Annotated in this window: 23 protein-coding genes; 6 read left to right on the forward strand and 17 right to left on the reverse strand. The window is 61.4% G+C overall.

The genetic code is table 11. The features are described 5' to 3' along the window. Nucleotides 1-120: 120 nt before the first annotated feature. Nucleotides 121-750 (reverse strand): hypothetical protein, encoded by a 630-nt coding sequence (locus Q8L50_RS18215; protein WP_305350119.1) that lies wholly within the window; start codon nucleotides 748-750, stop codon nucleotides 121-123. Between the two features lie 113 nt (nucleotides 751-863). Beyond that, nucleotides 864-1589, reverse strand: a complete 726-nt coding sequence (locus tag Q8L50_RS18220) for an SURF1 family protein (RefSeq protein WP_305350045.1) — start codon at nucleotides 1587-1589, stop codon at nucleotides 864-866. An 18-nt stretch (nucleotides 1590-1607) separates the two neighbouring features. On the opposite strand from Q8L50_RS18220, the gene Q8L50_RS18225 reads away from it, so the two are divergent. Continuing rightward, on the forward strand, nucleotides 1608-1829 hold the full coding sequence (locus Q8L50_RS18225) for a twin transmembrane helix small protein (RefSeq protein ID WP_305350046.1): 222 nt from the start codon (nucleotides 1608-1610) through the stop codon (nucleotides 1827-1829). Between the two features lie 44 nt (nucleotides 1830-1873). On the opposite strand, the gene Q8L50_RS18230 is transcribed toward Q8L50_RS18225, so the two are convergent. The 8 genes from Q8L50_RS18230 to Q8L50_RS18265 all read right to left on the reverse strand — a co-directional run bounded on the left by Q8L50_RS18230 (nucleotide 1874) and on the right by Q8L50_RS18265 (nucleotide 8395). After that, nucleotides 1874-2755 (reverse strand): cytochrome c oxidase subunit 3, encoded by an 882-nt coding sequence (locus Q8L50_RS18230; protein ID WP_305350047.1) that lies wholly within the window; start codon nucleotides 2753-2755, stop codon nucleotides 1874-1876. Between the two features lie 53 nt (nucleotides 2756-2808). Further along, on the reverse strand, nucleotides 2809-3021 hold the full coding sequence (locus tag Q8L50_RS18235) for a DUF2970 domain-containing protein (protein ID WP_305350048.1): 213 nt from the start codon (nucleotides 3019-3021) through the stop codon (nucleotides 2809-2811). Further along, complete coding sequence (locus tag Q8L50_RS18240; RefSeq protein WP_305350049.1) at nucleotides 3018-3608, reverse strand: cytochrome c oxidase assembly protein; 591 nt, start codon at nucleotides 3606-3608, stop codon at nucleotides 3018-3020. The genes Q8L50_RS18235 and Q8L50_RS18240 overlap by 4 nt, the downstream gene beginning before the upstream one ends. 3 nt (nucleotides 3609-3611) lie before the next feature. Next, a complete protein-coding gene (locus tag Q8L50_RS18245; protein ID WP_305350050.1) occupies nucleotides 3612-3725 on the reverse strand; it encodes a cytochrome oxidase small assembly protein in 114 nt (37 codons plus the stop codon). Between the two features lie 24 nt (nucleotides 3726-3749). Further along, on the reverse strand, nucleotides 3750-5366 hold the full coding sequence (gene ctaD, locus Q8L50_RS18250) for a cytochrome c oxidase subunit I (protein ID WP_305350051.1): 1617 nt from the start codon (nucleotides 5364-5366) through the stop codon (nucleotides 3750-3752). Between the two features lie 104 nt (nucleotides 5367-5470). Then, a complete protein-coding gene (coxB, locus tag Q8L50_RS18255) occupies nucleotides 5471-6601 on the reverse strand; it encodes a cytochrome c oxidase subunit II (protein ID WP_305350052.1) in 1131 nt (376 codons plus the stop codon). 218 nt (nucleotides 6602-6819) lie between these two features. Continuing rightward, entirely contained in the window at nucleotides 6820-7311 is a 492-nt protein-coding gene (locus Q8L50_RS18260; RefSeq protein WP_370869836.1) for a DUF2244 domain-containing protein, read from the reverse strand. 184 nt (nucleotides 7312-7495) lie between these two features. Next, the gene (locus Q8L50_RS18265) at nucleotides 7496-8395 is read right to left on the reverse strand and encodes a biotin synthase (protein WP_305350053.1); all 900 of its coding nucleotides are present in this window, start codon (nucleotides 8393-8395) and stop codon (nucleotides 7496-7498) included. Between the two features lie 72 nt (nucleotides 8396-8467). Between Q8L50_RS18265 and Q8L50_RS18270 the strand changes: the two genes are divergently transcribed. Continuing rightward, the gene (locus tag Q8L50_RS18270; protein WP_305350054.1) at nucleotides 8468-9208 is read left to right on the forward strand and encodes a ComF family protein; all 741 of its coding nucleotides are present in this window, start codon (nucleotides 8468-8470) and stop codon (nucleotides 9206-9208) included. Between the two features lie 135 nt (nucleotides 9209-9343). After that, the gene (locus Q8L50_RS18275) at nucleotides 9344-9823 is read left to right on the forward strand and encodes a tRNA (cytidine(34)-2'-O)-methyltransferase (protein WP_305350055.1); all 480 of its coding nucleotides are present in this window, start codon (nucleotides 9344-9346) and stop codon (nucleotides 9821-9823) included. Here the strand turns inward: Q8L50_RS18275 and Q8L50_RS18280 are convergent. Beyond that, the gene (locus Q8L50_RS18280) at nucleotides 9820-10773 is read right to left on the reverse strand and encodes a LysR family transcriptional regulator (protein ID WP_305350056.1); all 954 of its coding nucleotides are present in this window, start codon (nucleotides 10771-10773) and stop codon (nucleotides 9820-9822) included. The two genes, Q8L50_RS18275 and Q8L50_RS18280, sit on opposite strands and share 4 nt — an antisense overlap. Before the next feature lie 210 nt (nucleotides 10774-10983). Here Q8L50_RS18280 and Q8L50_RS18285 point away from each other — a divergent pair, with 210 nt between their 5' ends. Together Q8L50_RS18285 and Q8L50_RS18290 are read left to right on the forward strand one after the other, a co-directional pair. Then, on the forward strand, nucleotides 10984-11277 hold the full coding sequence (locus tag Q8L50_RS18285; protein WP_370869837.1) for a DUF4148 domain-containing protein: 294 nt from the start codon (nucleotides 10984-10986) through the stop codon (nucleotides 11275-11277). Between the two features lie 330 nt (nucleotides 11278-11607). Further along, nucleotides 11608-11829 carry a hypothetical protein gene (locus Q8L50_RS18290; RefSeq protein ID WP_305350057.1) on the forward strand — a complete coding sequence of 74 codons (222 nt, stop codon included), beginning with the start codon at nucleotides 11608-11610 and terminating at the stop codon, nucleotides 11827-11829. A gap of 30 nt (nucleotides 11830-11859) precedes the next feature. Here Q8L50_RS18290 and Q8L50_RS18295 read toward each other — a convergent pair whose 3' ends face one another. After that, nucleotides 11860-12777, reverse strand: coding sequence for a LysR family transcriptional regulator (locus Q8L50_RS18295; RefSeq protein WP_305350058.1), 918 nt, complete (start codon nucleotides 12775-12777; stop codon nucleotides 11860-11862). A gap of 202 nt (nucleotides 12778-12979) precedes the next feature. Here Q8L50_RS18295 and Q8L50_RS18300 point away from each other — a divergent pair, with 202 nt between their 5' ends. Further along, the gene (locus tag Q8L50_RS18300; protein ID WP_370869838.1) at nucleotides 12980-13264 is read left to right on the forward strand and encodes a DUF4148 domain-containing protein; all 285 of its coding nucleotides are present in this window, start codon (nucleotides 12980-12982) and stop codon (nucleotides 13262-13264) included. Between the two features lie 119 nt (nucleotides 13265-13383). On the opposite strand, the gene Q8L50_RS18305 is transcribed toward Q8L50_RS18300, so the two are convergent. From Q8L50_RS18305 to Q8L50_RS18325, 5 genes are all read right to left on the reverse strand, one after another. Continuing rightward, entirely contained in the window at nucleotides 13384-13839 is a 456-nt protein-coding gene (locus tag Q8L50_RS18305) for a MaoC family dehydratase (protein WP_305350059.1), read from the reverse strand. Between the two features lie 63 nt (nucleotides 13840-13902). Beyond that, complete coding sequence (locus Q8L50_RS18310) at nucleotides 13903-14520, reverse strand: ParA family protein (RefSeq protein WP_305350060.1); 618 nt, start codon at nucleotides 14518-14520, stop codon at nucleotides 13903-13905. Nucleotides 14521-14673: 153 nt separating this feature from the next. Then, a complete protein-coding gene (locus Q8L50_RS18315; RefSeq protein ID WP_305350061.1) occupies nucleotides 14674-16704 on the reverse strand; it encodes a serine/threonine-protein kinase in 2031 nt (676 codons plus the stop codon). Between the two features lie 93 nt (nucleotides 16705-16797). Beyond that, nucleotides 16798-17685, reverse strand: a complete 888-nt coding sequence (locus Q8L50_RS18320; RefSeq protein WP_305350062.1) for an adenylate/guanylate cyclase domain-containing protein — start codon at nucleotides 17683-17685, stop codon at nucleotides 16798-16800. A gap of 141 nt (nucleotides 17686-17826) precedes the next feature. Beyond that, nucleotides 17827-18582: a sulfite exporter TauE/SafE family protein gene (locus tag Q8L50_RS18325; protein WP_305350063.1), complete on the reverse strand. Its 756-nt coding sequence runs from the start codon at nucleotides 18580-18582 to the stop codon at nucleotides 17827-17829. Nucleotides 18583-18655 lie beyond the last annotated feature (73 nt).

Genomic DNA, 18655 nt, shown 5'->3' on the forward strand with positions numbered 1-18655 from the left:
CCCGACGTATTGACTGTTCAGACAAGCAGGGGCCGCGGGTCCGGCTTCGCCGGCCCGCAGGCGCAGCGGCCACCTCGGGGGGCAGCGCAGTACGCGAAGCGACAAGCGTGGGGGCCATATTCAACGCCCTTCCTTGTCCCACGACGCAGACGCGCGCAGCAGGCGTTCAAGATCACGCTTGGCCTGCGCAGCGCCTGCGGCATCCATGTTCGCCGGAAAACGCATCATCCAGTTGCCCATCGGGTCAACCACATACAGGTGGTCGGCGAGTTTGTGGCCGACCGCGGGTTGCAGCCATTGCTCCAGGCCACCCACGCGCAGCACTGTGGCGCCCTGCAGCGCAGTGTTCAGCGCATCGGGAATCGCCGCTTCATCGCTGACCAGCCAAACGCGGTCCAGCCGGTCTTTCTCGCGGCCCAGCGACTCGCGCAGCTGGCGCTGGAAATACAGATGCTGCTGGCAAACCGCATCGCAGGCTCCGCCGGCAAGACTGACCAGCAGCCACTGCCCCTTCAGCGCAGTCAACTCGATGCGCTTGCCGTCGGTCGCCACGGCCGCCAGTGCCGGCAGCGGTCGCTGCGGGTCTATCAGCTCGCCGTAGTTGCGCCTGCCGTCGGGACGGATCACGTAATAGGTGAAGTAGGAGGCAATCACCGGCGCAGCGCAGACCAGCAGCACGGCCAGCATCTTCCAGCGTCCGGCCCGGGTGTCCGGGAGCTGCGCTGCCGTGCCCAAGTCGGGTTGCGGCATGGCATGAACAGTCAGACCCAGCGGCTGGTCCTGATGCGGGCGGGTTCCCGAGCCATCGGCCGGTGAAGGAGTATCGGTAGGTGGGTGTTGCACTTTGAAATCGCCGTTTGTTGTCATGAGGCCGGGCGGCGCGGAAGAATCAGCTGAAACCAGACATAAAGACACACAATCAGCGCGCTCAGGGCAAACCACTGGAAGGCGTAACCATGGTGTTTATCCACGCCCAGGTTGGGCGCCGCCCAGTCGCGCAGCAAACCTTCACTGGCGGCATCGGTCTGCAACAGCGATGCGGGCAGCAGGGGCTGGCCAATTTCAGCGCTGAAAGCAGTCAGGTCAAGATTTTGCCGGATGCGGCCAGTTTGCACGCCGTCAAACTCATATAGCTTGGACGGTGGCGGGGCCATGCGGCCGCTGACGGTCACCAGCCCTTGCGGCGTGGACACGACTGGCAGACGGCTGCGATCCTTGAAATCACGCGGCACCCAGCCGCGCTGTACCAGCAACCAGCGTGGGCTGCCCTCCAGCGCCAACGGCGTGACCACCCAGAAGCCGGACTTGCCGGACATGGGCCGATTGTCCAGGTAAACCGTGTGCGCCTCCTGCCATACGCCTTGCAACACGGCTGGCCGATGCACTACATCTGCTATATTTTCAGTAGCTGCCAGCGCACGACCACCAAGGGCTGGAAGGACTTTTTTCTCTTCAATCGCAACTTGCAAGGTTTGTTTCTGGGCCGCCCGGCGCAGCTGCCACTGGCCCAGCGACAGGGTCACACCTGCCATCGCCACAGCAGCCACGGTGACGATCCAAAAGCGCAGTCTCTGCGTGGGTTGCCTCATGCGCGGATAATCCAGGTCATGAATTACCTCGTTGCAATTGCATTTTTGGCCATCCTCGCCAGCCTGGGATCGGCGCTGTTTTTCATGCTCCGGGGCGGCAGTGGTGCCAAGGCCAAAGGCGGCAACATGGCGCGCGCACTGGCGTTTCGGGTCGGTTTTTCGATTGTGCTGTTTGTCTGCATTCTGATTGCCTGGAAGATGGGATATATCCAGCCTACCGGCATACCGCCCGGCAAGTAAAAAGGCCGCACCAGCGACCTTTTATGCGCAGCGCGGCGTAGGCGTCACAGCCAGTAGACGAGAACGTACAGGCCCAGCCACACCACGTCCACAAAGTGCCAGTACCAAGCAGCGCCTTCAAAGCCAAAGTGACGCTCTGCAGTGAAATGGCCTTTTTGCAGGCGCAGCGTGATGAACAGCAGCATCAACATGCCCACAAAAACGTGGAAGCCATGGAAACCGGTCAGCATGAAAAACGTGGAGCCGTACACGCCCGACGATAACTTGAGGTTCAAGTCCGCGTAGGCATGTGCGTATTCATATCCCTGCACACACAGGAAGATGACCCCCAGCAACACCGTCATCCACATGAAAGCAATTGTTTTGCCGCGGTGATTTTCACGCAGAGCGTGGTGGGCGATGGTCAAGGTGACGCCAGAGGTCAGCAACAAGGCGGTGTTGATGGTTGGCAACCAGAACGGGCCCATGGTGGTGAAAGGCTCGACGATGTCGGCGGGCGATCCGGTCACGCCAGCGGCGACGCTAGGCCAGACGGCCTTGAAGTCGGGCCAGAGCAGCGCGTTTTCCAGGCTGCCGAGAGTCGGCAGGGAGTGAGCGCGTGCCCACCACAGCGCCGTGAAGAACGCACCAAAAAACATCACCTCCGAGAAGATGAACCAACTCATGCTCCAGCGAAATGAGAGATCGATCTTGTGGCCATAAAGCCCGCCTTCGCTCTCTGCGACCGCCGCGCGGAACCAGAAAAACAGCACAGCCAACCACCAGACCATGCCCAGAGCCAGCGAGTAAGCACCCCAGCCCGCGCCGTTGATCCACTGTCCGGCACCCAGAATGACGAAGAACAGGCCGATGGCAGCCATTACCGGATAGGCCGACGGTGCCGGGACAAAGTAATAAGGGGTTCCTGCATGTGCTGCTGAAGACATTTCCAACTCCTGTTTCGCTAAATTCTGAAATTCATTTTGATCAATGGCGGGGCTTATTTGCCGACCACCCAGGTCGCCAGAAAAATCAGGCTACCCACAAAAACCAGCACCCCGACCAGCGCCACAATCACAATGTGCACGGGGTTGAGCTGCGCGACATCCTGCTCATAATCACCCCGCGCGCGCAGCCCGACAAATGACCAGCTCACCGCCTTGATGGTGCGCCAGATCGAACCCTTGCGCTTGATGGGCGGGGTATGGGTCACGCGCCCGGCTCCCGCGGGGAAGCAGCCGCCACCGGCGCCGCAGGCGTCTTGCCGCCAACTTCAAAGAAGGTGTAAGACAGCGTGATGGTGGTCACGTCTTTGGACAACTTGGGGTCAATCACAAAGGCCACGGGCCACTGCTTTTTCTCGCCCGGCGCCAGGGTGTACTGACTGAAGCAGAAACACTCCAGCTTGTTGAAGTGTGCGCCAGCCTGTGAGGGCGCGTAACTCGGGATCGCCTGCGCAGACATGGTGCGATTCTGTACGTTCTGGAACTCATACATGACCGTGGCGAGCTCTCCCGGATGCACCTGCACCGAGCGTACGGCCGGCTTGAACTGCCACGGGCCGCGCGCGTTGGCGTCAAATTCGACAGTGATGCTGCGGCTGGTATCGACCTGGGTGTTGGCGGCCATCTTCGACGTGGCACCCGGAATCTGCCTGTCGCCAAGCGCGAGAATGTTGATGCCGGTCATCTCGCAAATGGCTTTGTAGATGGGCACCAGCGCGTAACCGAAGGCAAACATGCCGAGCACAATCACGCCCAGCTTGCCGACCATCCTGAAATTCTCGCGCTTCAAACCCATGGCTCAGCCCCGGCCCAGAAAAACGAGTTTGGCCATGAAGCCCAGAAAAAACACGACTGCGATCGAGCCGAGAATCAGCCCGAGTCGCCGGTTGTTCTTTTTCTGTTCAGGAGTCATGGCGAGGCACTTCATGCAGGCTGATCAACCGATCACGCGGGTGGCGGTCGAGTCCAGGCGAGGCGGAGTTTCAAAAGTGTGGAAGGGCGCGGGAGACGGTATTTCCCACTCCAGGCCTTCTGCGCCCTCCCAGGGTTTCTGAGGTGCTTTTTCGCCTTTGCCACGCATGGTGGGCAGAACAACGAACAGGAAGAAGTACACCTGCGCGAAGCCGAAGAAGAACGCACCCACGCTGGCGATCGCATTGAAATCGGCGAACTGCATCGGGTAGTCGGCATAACGGCGCGGCATGCCAGCCAGGCCCAGGAAGTGCATCGGGAAGAAGGTCACATTGAAGGAGATCAGCGACCACCAGAAGTGGATCTTGCCGCGGCGCTCGTTGTACATCACGCCGGTCCACTTCGGGGCCCAGTAGTAATAACCTGCGAACAGCGCATAAAGCGAGCCTGCGACCAGCACGTAATGGAAGTGGGCCACCACGTAGTAGGTGTCCTGGAGCTGGATGTCTATCGGTGCGATCGCCAGAATCAGGCCGGTGAAACCACCCATGGTGAACACGAAAATGAAGCCGACGGCAAACAGCATGGGGGTCTCGAAAGTCATTGAGCCCTTCCACATGGTCGCGATCCAGTTGAATATCTTCACGCCTGTGGGTACCGCGATCAGCATGGTCGAGTACATGAAGAACAGCTGGCCCGTCACCGGCATACCGGTGGTAAACATGTGGTGCGCCCAGACGACAAAACTCAGAATGGCGATCGAGCCGGTGGCGTACACCATGGAGGCGTAGCCGAACAGGCGCTTGCGGGCAAAGGCCGGGATGATCTGGCTGACGATGCCGAAGGCCGGCAAGATCATGATGTAGACCTCGGGGTGGCCGAAGAACCAGAAGATGTGCTGGTACATCACCGGGTCGCCGCCGCCGGCGGGGTTGAAGAAGCTGGTGCCGAAATGGCGGTCCGTCAGCGTCATGGTGATCGCGCCAGCCAGCACCGGCATGACGGCGATCAGCAGGTAGGCGGTGATCAGCCAGGTCCAGCAGAACATCGGCATTTTCATCAAGGTCATGCCGGGTGCGCGCATGTTCAGGATGGTCACGATGATGTTGATCGAACCCATGATCGATGAAGCACCGAGGATGTGCAGGGCAAAAATGCCGGCGTCCATGGACGGGCCCATTTGCAGTGTCAGGGGTGCGTACAGCGTCCAGCCGGCAGCGGGTGCGCCACCCGGCATGAAGAAGGAACCAACGATCATCAGGCCGGCCGGAATCAGCAGCCAGAAGCTGAAGTTGTTCATGCGCGCAAAAGCCATGTCGGCAGCACCGATCTGCAGCGGAATCATCCAGTTTGCAAAACCAACAAAGGCCGGCATGATGGCGCCGAACACCATGATCAGGCCGTGCATGGTGGTCAACTGGTTGAACAGCTCGGGGTTGACCAGTTGCAGGCCGGGCTGGAACAGCTCGGCCCGGATGCCCAACGCCAGAATGCCGCCGACGATGAACATCGTGAAGCTGAACAGCAGGTACAGCGTTCCGATGTCCTTGTGATTGGTCGCGTACACCCAGCGCCGCCAGCCCGTCGGGGCATGGTCGTGGTCGTCATGCGCGTGATCATGATGGTCGAGAACTGCACTCATCTTGGCTTCCTTTGGTGGCTTTTGCCTGTAGCTTTGTCTTTGCGGCGAACGGGATGGTCGGGCCGGCTGTGACGGAGTCTGTGGAAAATTACTGGGCGGCCGGCTTACTTGCGCGCCGCAAGAACCTCGGCGGGCTGAATCAGCTGACCGGTCTGGTTGGACCAGTTGTTCTTGGTGTAGGTCGCCACGGCGGCCAGGTCGGTATCGCTCAAGGCCTTCCATGAAGGCATGGCACCGGCGGCCGCGCCGTTGAGCAGCACGGCGATTTGTTTGCCATGGTCTGCATCCAGCACGATGGCTGAACCGTCAAGCGCCTTGATCGGGCCCGCGCCTTTGCCAGTAGCCTGGTGGCAGGCCGCGCAGTTGGCGGCGTAGACTTTTTCGCCGCGCGCCTTCAGCTCGGGCAAGGCCCAGACTTTGGCCGGATCATCAGCTTTCGCAGCAGCTTCCTTGACCTTGACGCCGACCCACTTGCTGTAGTCTTCAGCGGACAGCACCTTCACGTGAATCGGCATGTAGGCGTGCTCCTTGCCGCACAGCTCGGCGCACTGGCCGTAGTAATCGCCGATTTTTTCAGCACGGAACCAGGTGTCGCGCACAAAACCCGGAATCGCGTCCTGCTTGATGCCGAAGGCCGGCACCATGAAGGCGTGAATCACGTCGTTGGCAGTGGTAATAATGCGAATTTTGCGGTCCACCGGCACCACCAGCGGGTTGTCCACTTTCAGCAGGTAGTTGTCGAGCTCTTCACCTTTTTTCGGGCCGCCGGTGTTGGAGATTTCGCGGTGCGTGCTGTCCAGCGTGGAGACAAAACCGATGCCTTCGCCTTCGCCCTTGATGTAGTCGTAACCCCATTTCCACTGCATGCCGGTGGCCTTGATGGTCAGGTCGGCGCTGGTGGTGTCCTTGGATGCCACCAGCACCTTGGTGGCCGGCAGGGCCATCAGGATCACGATGACAAACGGCACAATGGTCCAGATGATCTCGACCGTGGTGGACTCATGAAAATTGGCCGATTTGTGGCCAACGGACTTTCGATGCTTCCAGATCGAATAAAACATCACACCGAAAACCGCAAGGAAAATGATCAGGCAGATGATCATCATGAACCAGTGCAACCACTGCTGCTCTTCCGCAATTTTGGTCACTGCTGGATGCAGATTCAACTGGTTGACCGCCGGACCGCCAGGCAGGTCATTGACCGCATATGCGGCCGTGCTGATCCAGGCTGCCATCGTGGCTGTAAATCCCGCGAGCTTGCGGCTTGCTTGCAAAAGCAGAAACTTCAACACTGCGCCTGCTTGCTTCATGCCTGACCCTGTTGTGGTGCGTACGTTCATCGTGATCACTTTTAATGCCTCAATTACCGACTGATTAAGCGCCTGATTATAAAGTTACCCTTGGCGCCCTCCAGAGCCACGCTCCGGCCTGATGCCATGTCCCCGTTGCGGACTCAACAGCCACGCAGTGCGTAGCGAATTTCCCGTGCCAATGCCGGCCTCAATTCGGGACGCACATGCCGCCCCACCCGCACCGAACGCCCCTGACCGGATACCTCGATCAGTGAACCATCGCCGCTTTTTGGCTCCACACGCACCCACTCGCGATTGAACTCTGCCCGCTCCAGGCGCCCTGCGCTTTCCAGCTCAACCACCAGCCGGGCACCCTGCAACACAATACGCTCGCCGTCCGTGGCATGGCGGGCATACACCAGGAAAGCCACACCGACCGCCGCCAGCTCCAGCAGGGCAAAAAGCATGACGATCCGGACGCCCTGCGCCCAGAAGACTCCTGCAATGCCCAGTGAGACCATGCACAAAGAGGCATACAGGAACGCGAGTTGAACCGGGGTCACCGAACAGTTGCGCCTGAGCAGCCACTGAGCCGCCTGCTGGCCCTGGTCGGGTACAGCGGTGAAACGGAACGCCGGGATGGGGTGCGTCACGGGTCAACACTCAAAAAAATTGCCGCCGATCAAACAGTCTCGGCGGCGCGGTGCGCGGGAACATGCCCAAAAATCAACTTTGAATTGTAGCCGGGTTTACCCCGCCCAGGCCCGCATTCCCCCCTGAAACCCGACTAAGCTGGTCTGCTGCGAGGAACGCAGACCAAAACGCTGCGGTCCGGCATCATGGCCTGCTGCGCGCGCCCTGCAGCATGGCGCGCATGTCCTGCTCCGACACCGCACTGCGCGCGCTGACTCTGACTTTGGGCTGCGCTTTGAGCGCGTGTCCGTAAATGACCTCGAAGGTCAAGGCCAGCCTGCCGTCGGCCTGACGCGGCAAGCGCTGCGCCAGCACCTGCAGCAGCTGCTTTTTCCACCCGCGGCCGCGCAGCGCACCAAACCGCTCGGGGTGGTAGTTGCGCCCCAGCTCGCGCAACTCCTGCAACAGCCGCTCAGGCGTCTCGTAGGTCAGGGTGATGCGCTCCATGTCCATCACCGGTTCCGAAAAACCGGTTTGCACCAGCATGTCGCCCCAGTCGTGCATGTCGGTCAATTGATGGCTCGCCGGCGGCCAGCCCAGCACCTGATAAATCTCGCGCAGCTCGCGCGCGCTGTCCGGCCCCAGGCAGGAAAACATCACAAAGCCACCGACCCGAAGTGCCTGGTGCCATTGAACCAGCAAGGCCTGCGGGTCGGCGGACTCGTGCAGCGCCATGTTGGCCCAGAGCATGTCCATGCTGGCAGCTTGCGGCGCTTGAAAAACCACCGCCGGCGCGAGCCAGCGCCTCGGATTCCACCATGGAATTGCTGTTATTTTCATAACTACATGCGCATGTTCTGTTTGGCTTTCAACCACAAAACACTTTGCAGCAGGATAGGCCGCTGCAATCGCCCATTGCGCCTGCAAGCCGCCACGCAGCGCCCCCCAGTGCAGCCAGGCGCGCGGCTGTAGCTTGATCCACTGCAGCCGCTCCAGCATGCGCCGCGCGACTTCTTCATGCAACCAGGGCGCTGCCGCTGGCGCAATGCGCTGCCAGCGCTCAGCGGCAACCGGGTCTACGGTGGGGGGACGATTGGCAGACATGAAGAGTCAGGCGTGGGGGATGGAGCTGATGAGGGGTGAGCGGTGAAGGTGAGCGCCGAGTATATTGACACGATGGCACTGCAACCGCTTTTGCGCTTGATCGAACCGGCCTTGCGCCTGTTTCCCTCGCTTGCCAGCCAGTGCGCGGTGTGTCACAGCTGGCCGGCACGCCGTGTGTGTGCGCCGTGCATCGGCCGTTTTGTGCAAATCCTGCCGCGCTGCCGCACCTGCGCGCTGGCGCTGTCCGGCGGGCTCAGCCAGTGCGCTGCCTGCGTGCGCCAGTCACCGCCCCTGCATGCTGCTTTTGCCGCGGTAAGTTACGGCTTTCCATGGTCCGAACTTATTGCCAGCTACAAGTTCGGCACCGATGCGGCTTGGGCTTCGGTATTCGGCGAGTTGCTGATGCGTGCGCCGGGCCTGTCCGCACATCTGGCCGGACTGCAGGCCGATGACTGGCTGCTTCCCATTCCCCTGTCTGCACAGCGCTTGCAGTCACGCGGCTACAACCAGGCCTGGCAGCTTGCCAAGGCACTTGGCGCGCAAAGCGGCGCGCGGGCCAAGTCCGATGCAGGTCTGTTGCTGCGCATCAAGGACACACCGCCGCAGACCCGGCTGGAACGCCATGCTCGGCTACAAAACGTCGAGGGCGCTTTTGTCGTCGAACCGCTGCGCCGGGCCGGACTCGAAGGCCGACGTGTCGTTCTGGTCGATGACGTGATGACCAGCGGCGCTTCACTGTTCGCTGCGGCTCGCGCATTGCGTGATGCCGGCGCAAGTGAAGTCACCGGCGTCGTATTCGCGCGAACCGAATGATGGCCCCCACGGTTGCTCACCGCGTGTACCGCCCTGCCCCCTGGGGAGCGCTGCGCCTGCGGGCCGGCAAAGGCGCACCTGCGGCCCCGGCTTGATTGAAGAGAACTCGCGCCCATGGCGGGCGACAATCGGGCCATGTTCAATATCGTTCTGGTCGAGCCCGAAATACCGCCAAATACCGGCAACGTCATACGCCTGGCCGCCAACACCGGCTGCCGGCTGCATCTGGTCGAGCCGCTGGGGTTTTCGATGGACGACAAACACATGCGGCGCGCCGGACTGGATTACCACGAGTACGCTGAGCTTACGCGCCATGCCCACTGGCAGGCTTTTATGGACAAAGCGCGACCGGATCCGCTCAGGATGTTTGCCATGACCACGCACGGCTCGGGGTTTGTGCACTTCACGCCTTTCACACCGGGGGATTGGTTGGTGTTTGGCGCGGAGACCCGCGGATTGCCACCCGAAGTGCGCGCAACTTTTGCGCCGTCACAGTGCTTGAAGCTGCCCATGCTGGCCGGACAGCGCAGCCTGAACCTGTCCAACGCGGTGGCGGTGACAGTGTTTGAAGCCTGGCGGCAAAATCACTTTGCCTCGCCGGCTAAGCAAACCTAGGGCGACACGTTTTGACCTACGCGGGAAGGCCAGGTTCGCTCCGCTTCGGCCGCCTTCAGACGTGTCTGTTCGATCAAAAATTCCATGAACACCCTGGCCCGGGCCGGCACATATTTGCGGCTTGGCAAGGCGGCGTAAAGCGTAAAGCGGCCCGTGATCCAGGGCGCCAGCACACGCCGCAGTTGCCCGTCCCGCAGGTAGTTGGCCACCAGGTCGAGCGGCTGTGCACTGATGCCCGTGCCGTCCAGTGTGGCGCGCAGCAAGGTATCGCTGTGGTTGGCCATCATCACCGGCTTGATCTCGACCACCATTTCCCGGTCTTCTTCGTCGGGGTTGATCAGCTGCCATTCGCGCTGCCGGATGCCGGGAAGCGTGAGCCGCAGCAAGGCGTGGCTTTTCAGGTCAGCGGGCTGGCGCGGCGTGCCCGCTGAGCGCAAATAACGCGGCGAGGCACACAACAAGCCCTCCGAGACAATCACGGGGCGTGCGATCACATTGGCGTCATACAGCCGCCCGGCGCCCAGAATCGTCAGGTCGTAGTCCTCGATCGGTGGCACCAGCGGAGAGTCCACGGTGATGTCAAGCACCACATTCGGATAGCGGCGCCGGAACTCGGCCACCAACGGCGCAATGATGTGCACCGCCATCACTGGCTGGGTGTGGATACGCAGCAAACCGGCCAGCTCATCAGTCTGTTGCCGGGTGGAGGCCTCAGCCTGATCCACGTCGTTGAGGATGTGCCGCACCCGCAGCAGGTAGGACTGGCCAGCCTCCGTCAGCGACAGCTTGCGGGTGGTGCGCTGCAGCAGTCGGGCACCCAGGTGCTGCTCCAGGTCAGTGATCAACCGCGTCATCACCGCCGGCGACATACCCAGCGTACGGGCCGCTGCGGAAAAACCGCCGTCGTCGACCACTTGCTGGAAGGCGCGCATGGATAAAAGTCGATCCATAGGGTAATTACCTAAATTTCAAGCGCTTATTGTTTCTTATTCAGCAAATACATATTGATTGTATTGCTATTTTTCTTTGATTATCGCAATAGTAAAGTTCACCCCATCGATGAGCCGAAACCAATAAAAGACTCACCGAGGCTGGACAGACGGGGTCAACGATGCCCGCCATGCCCGGAAATGTTTATTAACCCCTGAGAGGAATCCATCATGAAAACATCCAAACTCTTCGCTGTTGCAGCAATCGCCGCCGTGGCTTCTTTCGGCGCTTACGCCGATGAAGCTGACGGTTCACAATTTGCCGTCAAGGTCGAAAGTAATCGCAGCCGTGCGGAAGTACAGGCCGAAGCCGTCAACAAGGTCACCACGCACAGCCAGGAGCCCGCAGGTTCGCGCGTGCTGGCCCGTGCGGCGTCTGGCACGGAGCGTACGCTTGTGCGCGCCCAGGCTGCGGAAGCCGTTCGTCTGGGCCAGATTCCCCACGGCGAAGCTGGTTACATGTAAATCCCGCGCCCGCGGCTTTGCGCCGTTGACAGGCTCACCCGTCCGGTCGCCCCGGGCGGGTTTTTCTTTTGTGGATCAGCAGTCGAAATGCACCCGTTTTTAGGGGTGCCGATCCAATCGGATGCAGGCTGCTCCCTATACTTGATCCCACGCCTCGCTCTGGCCGCTCCTACCGGGGAGGCCACGAAATTCCCTTTCTCGCGGCTCACAAATCCGCCAGATCGTTTCAGGACTGATATGTCTCCACCTTCTATTTTTTCTACCTTGCAGGCCGATTCCGGCGTGTCCGCGTCGCACACCAGGCTCCCTCTGGAGCAGATCAGGCAACAAATGCACAGAACGCTGCACGATTGCAGCGCCAGCGTCGGCGCGCAGCGCATGATCTTCAAAATCAACCTGGCCGAAACCCCCGCCGAGCTCTGGCAGTTGCGCAGCGACGTGCATCTGTGCATCTCCCGTTTGCACGGGCAGGCGGAAGCGGCCAAACGCATCAATACATTGCTGGCGGGCTTTGCGGGCTGGATTGAGCCAGCCCAGCTGGTGCATATCTGAATCCTCAGGCAACAAGCGCCAACCAATTTTCTAGGCTTTGGGACCGCCCTGCGGCGCAAATTCCGCCAGAAAATCGAGAAAGGCGCGGGTGCGCGCCGGCATGAACTTGCGGGTCGGCAGTGCGGCATAAATCGTGAAGCGACCAAATATCCAGCCGGGCAAAAGGTGCACCAGCGTGCCTCGTTCAATGTGCGAGGCCACCAGAAGGCGCGAAAGGAAGGTGACCCCGGCGCCATCCAGCGCGGCACGCAAAAGCACGTCGAAGCTGGTGGTCTGAAGCGCTGGCTTGAGATCCACCTCCACCGCCTCACCGCCCTGCACCGGCCGCAGGCGCGTCAATCGGCCGTAATGACCGGAGTTTTGGGGCCACTGAAACTTCAGGTAGGTGTGCTTGCCCAGCTCGGCAGGCGATTGCGGTAAGCCCATCCGTTGGAGGTAATCGGGCGAGGCGCAGGCAATCCAGTCGGTAGTGGCCAGTGGTCGCGCCACGATATCGCCATCAAAACCCTCGTCCACCACCATGAAGGTGAGGTCAAACTCCTCAACGCGCGGTTGCGGAAAGGGGTCAATCTGCAGATCCAGCAACACCTTGGGGTGGCGCGTGTGCCAGGTAGCGATACGTGGCGACAGAAAGTAAGAAGCCAGTACGGGGGTGGCCAGCACGTGGAGCGTGCCCTGCAGCTCGCGCGTATGTGCTGCTGCAGCGGACTCGGCGTCTTGCACCTCATGCAAAATGCTTCGTACCCTCAGCAGGTAAGACTCTCCTGCGTCAGTGAGCGCCAGCTTGCGGGTTGTGCGCTGGAGCAGGCGCACGCCCAGATGCTCTTCCAGCGCCGCCACCATGCGCGTCACACCTGCGGGGGACATGTCCAGCGCCCGCGCCGCAGAAGCAAAGCCGCCCTCGTCCACGACGCGCTGGAACACCTTCATCGAGTTCAAACGATCCATGAAACAAATTGTATCGAACAATATTTACTATTGCAAATACTGAAACGGTCAATTGATGACTGTGTAGTTTTAATTTAGCCTTTCAAGGATTAAAGTTCAATCCATCGATGAGCCACTTACGGCCTCAGCGAAACCGGACAAGACGGGAACGATGATGCCCACCCTGTCCGGAACCCTGTACCAACCCTTGAAAGGATTCATCATGAAAACCACGAAACTGTTTGCTGTAGCCGCCCTGTCCGCCTTTGCCGCTTTTGGCGCCCACGCCGACGAGGCCGATGGTTCGCAATTTGCGATCAACTTCAACTCCACCCGCTCGGTGGCCGAAGTCAAGGCAGAAGCCCTGACTCCGGTGAAGGTCAACAACGGCAGCACCGGCTTTATCGGCGTGACAAAGTCTGGACTGGACCGCAGCGACGTCCGCGCTGAAGCCATCTCGGCCCTGCGCAACGGGGAAATCCCCCAGGGCGAAATCGGCTACATGTAATTGCACGCCGCTCACGCCGGGAGCCTCTGCGCTCCCGCAAAAAAGCCCGCCGCATCACTGCAGCGGGCTTTTTTGTAATTGTGGAACGCCCGTCGTTTCAGCGCCGTCTCAAGGCCCGGTCAGGGGTAACGCCTGACCAGCGACTCGGCTACACACACCGGTTTGTCCGCGCCCTCGCGCTCGACCAGCACCTGCCAGACCATTTGCACGCCACCGTTGTCAATCGGTTCGCTGGCCAGCAGGGTCATGCGGGCGCGCAAGCGGCTGCCCACGGGCACCGGCGCGGTGAAGCGCACTTTGTTCAGGCCGTAGTTCACACCCATGCGGCTTTGCACGATCTCGAACGAAGATTCGAAAAATTTTGGCAGCAGCGACAAGGTCAGAAAACCGTGAGCAATCGGGGCGCCAAAAGGCCCGGTTTTGGCCTTTTCAGGATCGACATGAATCCACTGATGGTCCCCGGTGGCTTCAGCAAACAGGTTGACCTGCGCCTGGGTGATCGTGAGCCAGTCGCTCACCGCGACTTCCTGGCCGACACAGGCCGCCAGCTCGGAAAGAGTCTGAAAAGTTTTCATGCGCCAACTTTAACGCCCGCCCAGCGGCGGGCTTGTCCAGCGAGCGACATCAGGTCCGCAGGCTTACTGATCCAGCCAGCGGCAGATGGCCGCCCACTGTTCCAGGTCTTTTTCGACCCGGCCGGGTGCCACATCAAACAGCGTCAGCCCGCGTGCCGCCAGGTGGATGTAGTTTTGCGTGTCGCGCAGATAGCCCAGCACCGGCAGGCCCAGACTGTCCACAAAGCTGCGCAGCTTGTCGGCCGCAATGGTGCGTGAATCCACCCGCATGCCGACTATCCCCACCTGGATTTTGCCGGCATGGCGGTGCTCGGCCAGCTGGTCAAGGAAATTTCGCGTCGCAAAAATGTCAAAAACACTGGGCTGCAGCGGCACGATCACCTTGTCGGCCAGCTTGATCACGTCGTTGAAGCGCCAGCCGTGCAAGCCGCCGGGCGTGTCCAGCACCACATGGGTCGTGCCTTTGGGCGGTTTGACAATCATGTCGGCGTTGACATCCCAGGTTGCAATCGGCCGGGCCGCAGGTGGACGCAGGCCAAGCCACAGGCGAGACGACTGCTGTCTGTCGGCATCACCCAGCATGACCGCATGGCCCTGCCTGGCAAAGTAACCCGCAGCGTTGGTGGCCAGCGTGGTTTTACCGACGCCGCCTTTCGGATTGGCGATCACAAGCACAGGCATACGAAAACTCCTGAAATTTCCATACTATGGTAACGGCAGCTCTGCCATCGTCCAAGCCCACGCCGCCAAAGACCCGAAAAGCGAATAAAAACAGACGTTCGCCCTTTACAGGTAAGCGTAGGCTGCTATATTTTTATGAGCAGTCCGCGCGCCTCAATTGCGCTGTTCCTGCGCCTCCCGGCGCAGTTTTTCATGATTGCTGCGCTCGACGCAGACCGGGTGTTTGCTGAAAGCGGGCTTGGCGCATTGCTCGTTCATGCAGCTTTGAAAGCCGAAAAGCACCCGGTTGTCGCAGGCCTGACGGGGGTTGGTCGGTGCAGCCGGACTGGTCGCCACCGCTGGCGCCGCGCTGGAGGCGGGGGGCGCCAATCCTTCGCCGCTGGCTGGTTTGATCGGCAGGGGCTTGGCGCCGACCGGCTTTTCAGGCACTGACGGGGTCACCCGTTTGGCAACCGGTTTGGCGGTTGGTGCGGAAGCGTTCGCGCTGGCCGGGAGGACGGCTGCCGGAGCTGAACGACCTGCCGCTGTTGCATCCGCAGACGGTGTTGCCCCAGATCCTGGGACCGATGCAGGAGCGTCGACCTGCGCCGCTGGTGACGGCGCAGAAGAACCAGACAAGCCCTTGAAAGCCATTACCGAGACCACCAGAAGCGCCACACCGGCCAACACAATACCCGACATTTTCAGGCGCCGCCCGCTTGTTTCCGCGGTTTCGGCAGAAGTCCCAGCCCCGGCGGTCGGTTCAGCCGGCGCCCCGATTTCAGCCTGCGACAGACTGCCGGACTCAGCGCCGGGGCCTGTTTCGCTGTCCGGCGCAGAGGACTGAGGCGAGTCCACGGCGACCGCCGCTGTACCAGAAGCCGGATTGCTTCCGGTCAGTGGCGCAGCAGCGGCGATGGCAACGCCGGGCACCACCGGTGTGCTGGCAGACGGCCCGACCGCGACTGGCGCAGCTGCGCGCGGCGCTTCTGTTTGCCCGTGTTGAACCTGCAAGCGCGTCCACTCGCTGATTTCGCCGGGCGAGCCGACCAGCGTGGTCGCCTCAGACCCGGTACCCGATCCATCGGCCAGCACCCCACCGCCGAGTTTTCTCAGGCGGCGGCGCGCCAGGTCTGCGTAAATGCCATAGGGAAACTTGCCCAGGAAACCCTCGAGGTCTTCCAGGTCCTCCGAGTCCTTGATGTCCTTCCAGTACACCAGCTCCAGCTCCTGGGTCACGGTTGAGCCGGTGTCGGTGCCCGAGCTGCTGAGCCGGACGGTCGAGCCACCCGCGCGCGAGGCCTGCATGCCGGTATCCGTGGCCGTGCCCCCACGTCTGCCGGGCTGGCTGACCGGCGGGACCACCGTGGGGTCCAAGGCCTGGCCGCTGGCCTCCTGCAGGGCGATGGCAAAGTCCTGCGCCGTGGCAAAACGCTGCTCGCGCTTCTTGGCCAGCGCACGCGCCAGCACGGCATCAATGGCTGCAGGCAACGAGCCGCTGAAGGTGCTGGGCGCCGCCGGCGTGTGGCCGACGATCTGCTGGATGATGGCGAAGTCGGTGTCGCCATCGAAAGGCCGCTTGCCGGTGAGCAGCTGATACAGCACCACACCCACCGCAAACAGGTCGGCGCGCGAGTCAATCGGCACGCCCTGCACCTGTTCGGGCGACATGTACTTGAGCGTGCCCACCATGGTGCCCTGGGTTCGCGTGGCTTCGCCAGAGTCCTGGATGCGCGCCACGCCGAAATCGGTCAGTTTGACCCGGCCACTGGACTCGATCAGCAGGTTGGCCGGCTTGACGTCGCGGTGGACGATGTTTTGCCGGTGGGCGTAGTCCAGGGCTGCCAGCAGGTCGGCCACCATGCCGAGCGACTGCGTCAGGGAGTAGCGCTTGCCGCTGTCCAGATGCTGCTTGAGGTCTTCGCCCTGAATGAACTCCATGACGAGGTAAGCCATGTCGCCATGCCGGTCCGAGTCGTAGACGCTGACGATGTTCGGGTGCTGGAGACGGGCCGCAGACCGGGCCTCGGTGCGAAACCTCGCCTCGTATTCTGCAGCCGCCTCTTCGGAGAGATTCTCGACCTTGATGGTCTTGATCGCCACGCGGCGGTCCAGATTCGGATCGCGCGCCTCATACACCAACCCCATGGCGCCCTTGCCGAGCACACGGATGATGTCGTAACGACCAAGCTTGTTCAAACTCATGGGAGGTGGCGATGGGGCGTGCGATTACGTCTGGAAACGAAATTTGATTCTAGTACGAGCCCGTGACCCGGAATCGTCCCCGGGGGGGGCCTCTCAGCTGCCGACTGAAAAGCTGACCAGCGGGCTGCCGTCCTTGCGCTCACAGCCGGCGCTGATCTGCCCGCTGCCCACCAGATAACACTCGGTACGACGCAGCACCACCGCTTCACTCTGGTTGCCAAAATAAACCCAGGTGCCATAGCTCGATGCATCGCTGAGCACAAACTGCCCGCCGCGCCACTCCAGCGTGGCATGCATGCGGGACACACGCGGATCGTTCAGGGTCAAGGCCGCATCCAGACCCCGGCCCAGCGAAATTTTGGCGCTTTTGGCCTGTAGCTCTACCGTCTGGTCCCCGGTCACCAGTTTGAGCACCTGTGGCGCCGCATCGGACAACATGGACCGACCCATCATGGTGGCGTCTTCGTCACGGCCGCTTTGCCACTCTACCCGGTACACATGGCTGGCTTCTGACTTGCCGCGCAGGTGCATGGGCCCCAGGCTGCGCAGTGATGCGCGCTGCAAGGGCCCGAGGGCAGCCCAGACATTCTGGGTGGTGAGGATTTGCGCCGCGCCGGCAAGGTCTGCCAGACGCGCCGCTGAATTGACGGTGTCGCCGAAGCAGTCGCCGTCGATCTCGACGACCTCACCGGACTCGATGCCCATCTGCATCTGCACCGGCGCACCACTACCGCCGGGGCGTATCGGTTGATCCAGAAAACGCTTCTGAATGCTGATACAGGCTGCCAGCGCGTCGCCTTCTTGCGGAAACACCACAAAAAGGCCGTCGCCCAGCAACTTGACGACACGGCCGTTGTTCTGCTCAAAAATCTGGCTCAAGGCCCCTACCAGTTGGGTGACAAAACGCGAGGCCGTCTCATCGCCCAGACGCTCGAACATGCTGGTGCTGCCGACGAGGTCTGCAAAAACAACGGTGGTCATGACGGAAAACAGTGCGCCGGGTACAACCCGTCAACTGCCACTTCGGACAGGACGGGTCGTAACGGGTGCGCATTTGCAGACATGTGGGGGATTTTCACAGATATTGGCCCTAGCCCAGCGTGAAGTTTTACCCCCCTGCTTTTACCGCAGTCCGTCCCAGAGCAGCTTGATGCCGGTGAGGAACATGCCGACATAAAGAATCCGGTAAAACAGCGCCGGATCAATCCGCCGGGCCAGGCGCACGCCGACCCACACGCCCAGCGGTGCCAGCGGCAGCAACACCAGCGAGGTCGCCATGTTGCGCAGGTCCAGAAGGCCCAGCAGGCCGTACGGAATCCACTTGGACAGGTTGATGACAAAAAAGAAAAACGCCAGGCTGGCGGTGAAAGTCAACGGCGCCAGCCGCAGCGGGATCACATAGGCGCTGATGGGCGGCCCGCCGGCATGGGAGATGAAACTGGTGAAGCCCGATGTCACCGCGAGCAGCGCTCCGAGCCAGCGCGGCGGCGGCGGGCTGTCGGGCCTGGGCGGGAACACCAGTCGCTGCGCGAGGAACAGCAGCGTGAAGGCGCCAACGAGGCCGGCCACGACGTTGGCCGGCATGATGCTGAACAGCAGCGTACCGACCAGGGTACCGAGCAGGCCGAAGGGCAGCAGGAACTTCACCAGCCGCATGTCGAAATTTTTGCGGAAGGCCGCCATGCCCAGGATGTCGATCAGCAGCAGGATGGGCATCAGAATGGCCGCTGCCTGCGGCACGGTGACCGCCAGCGCCATCAGCGGCACGGCCAGCGATCCGAAGCCGGCGCCAAAGCCGCTTTTGCTGACGCCCATCAGGATGACGGCAGGAACCGCAACGGCGTAGAAAAATGGATCGGTGATGAGAGGAAAGGTCACTGGCAGGCAGGCAAATACGAGCAGAAGGGGCGATTATCAGCCTTGCGCGGCACGCCCCGCGCGCGCTGCAACG

Source organism: Polaromonas sp. (genome assembly GCF_030680935.1).
Taxonomy (GTDB): Bacteria; Pseudomonadota; Gammaproteobacteria; order Burkholderiales; family Burkholderiaceae_C; genus Polaromonas.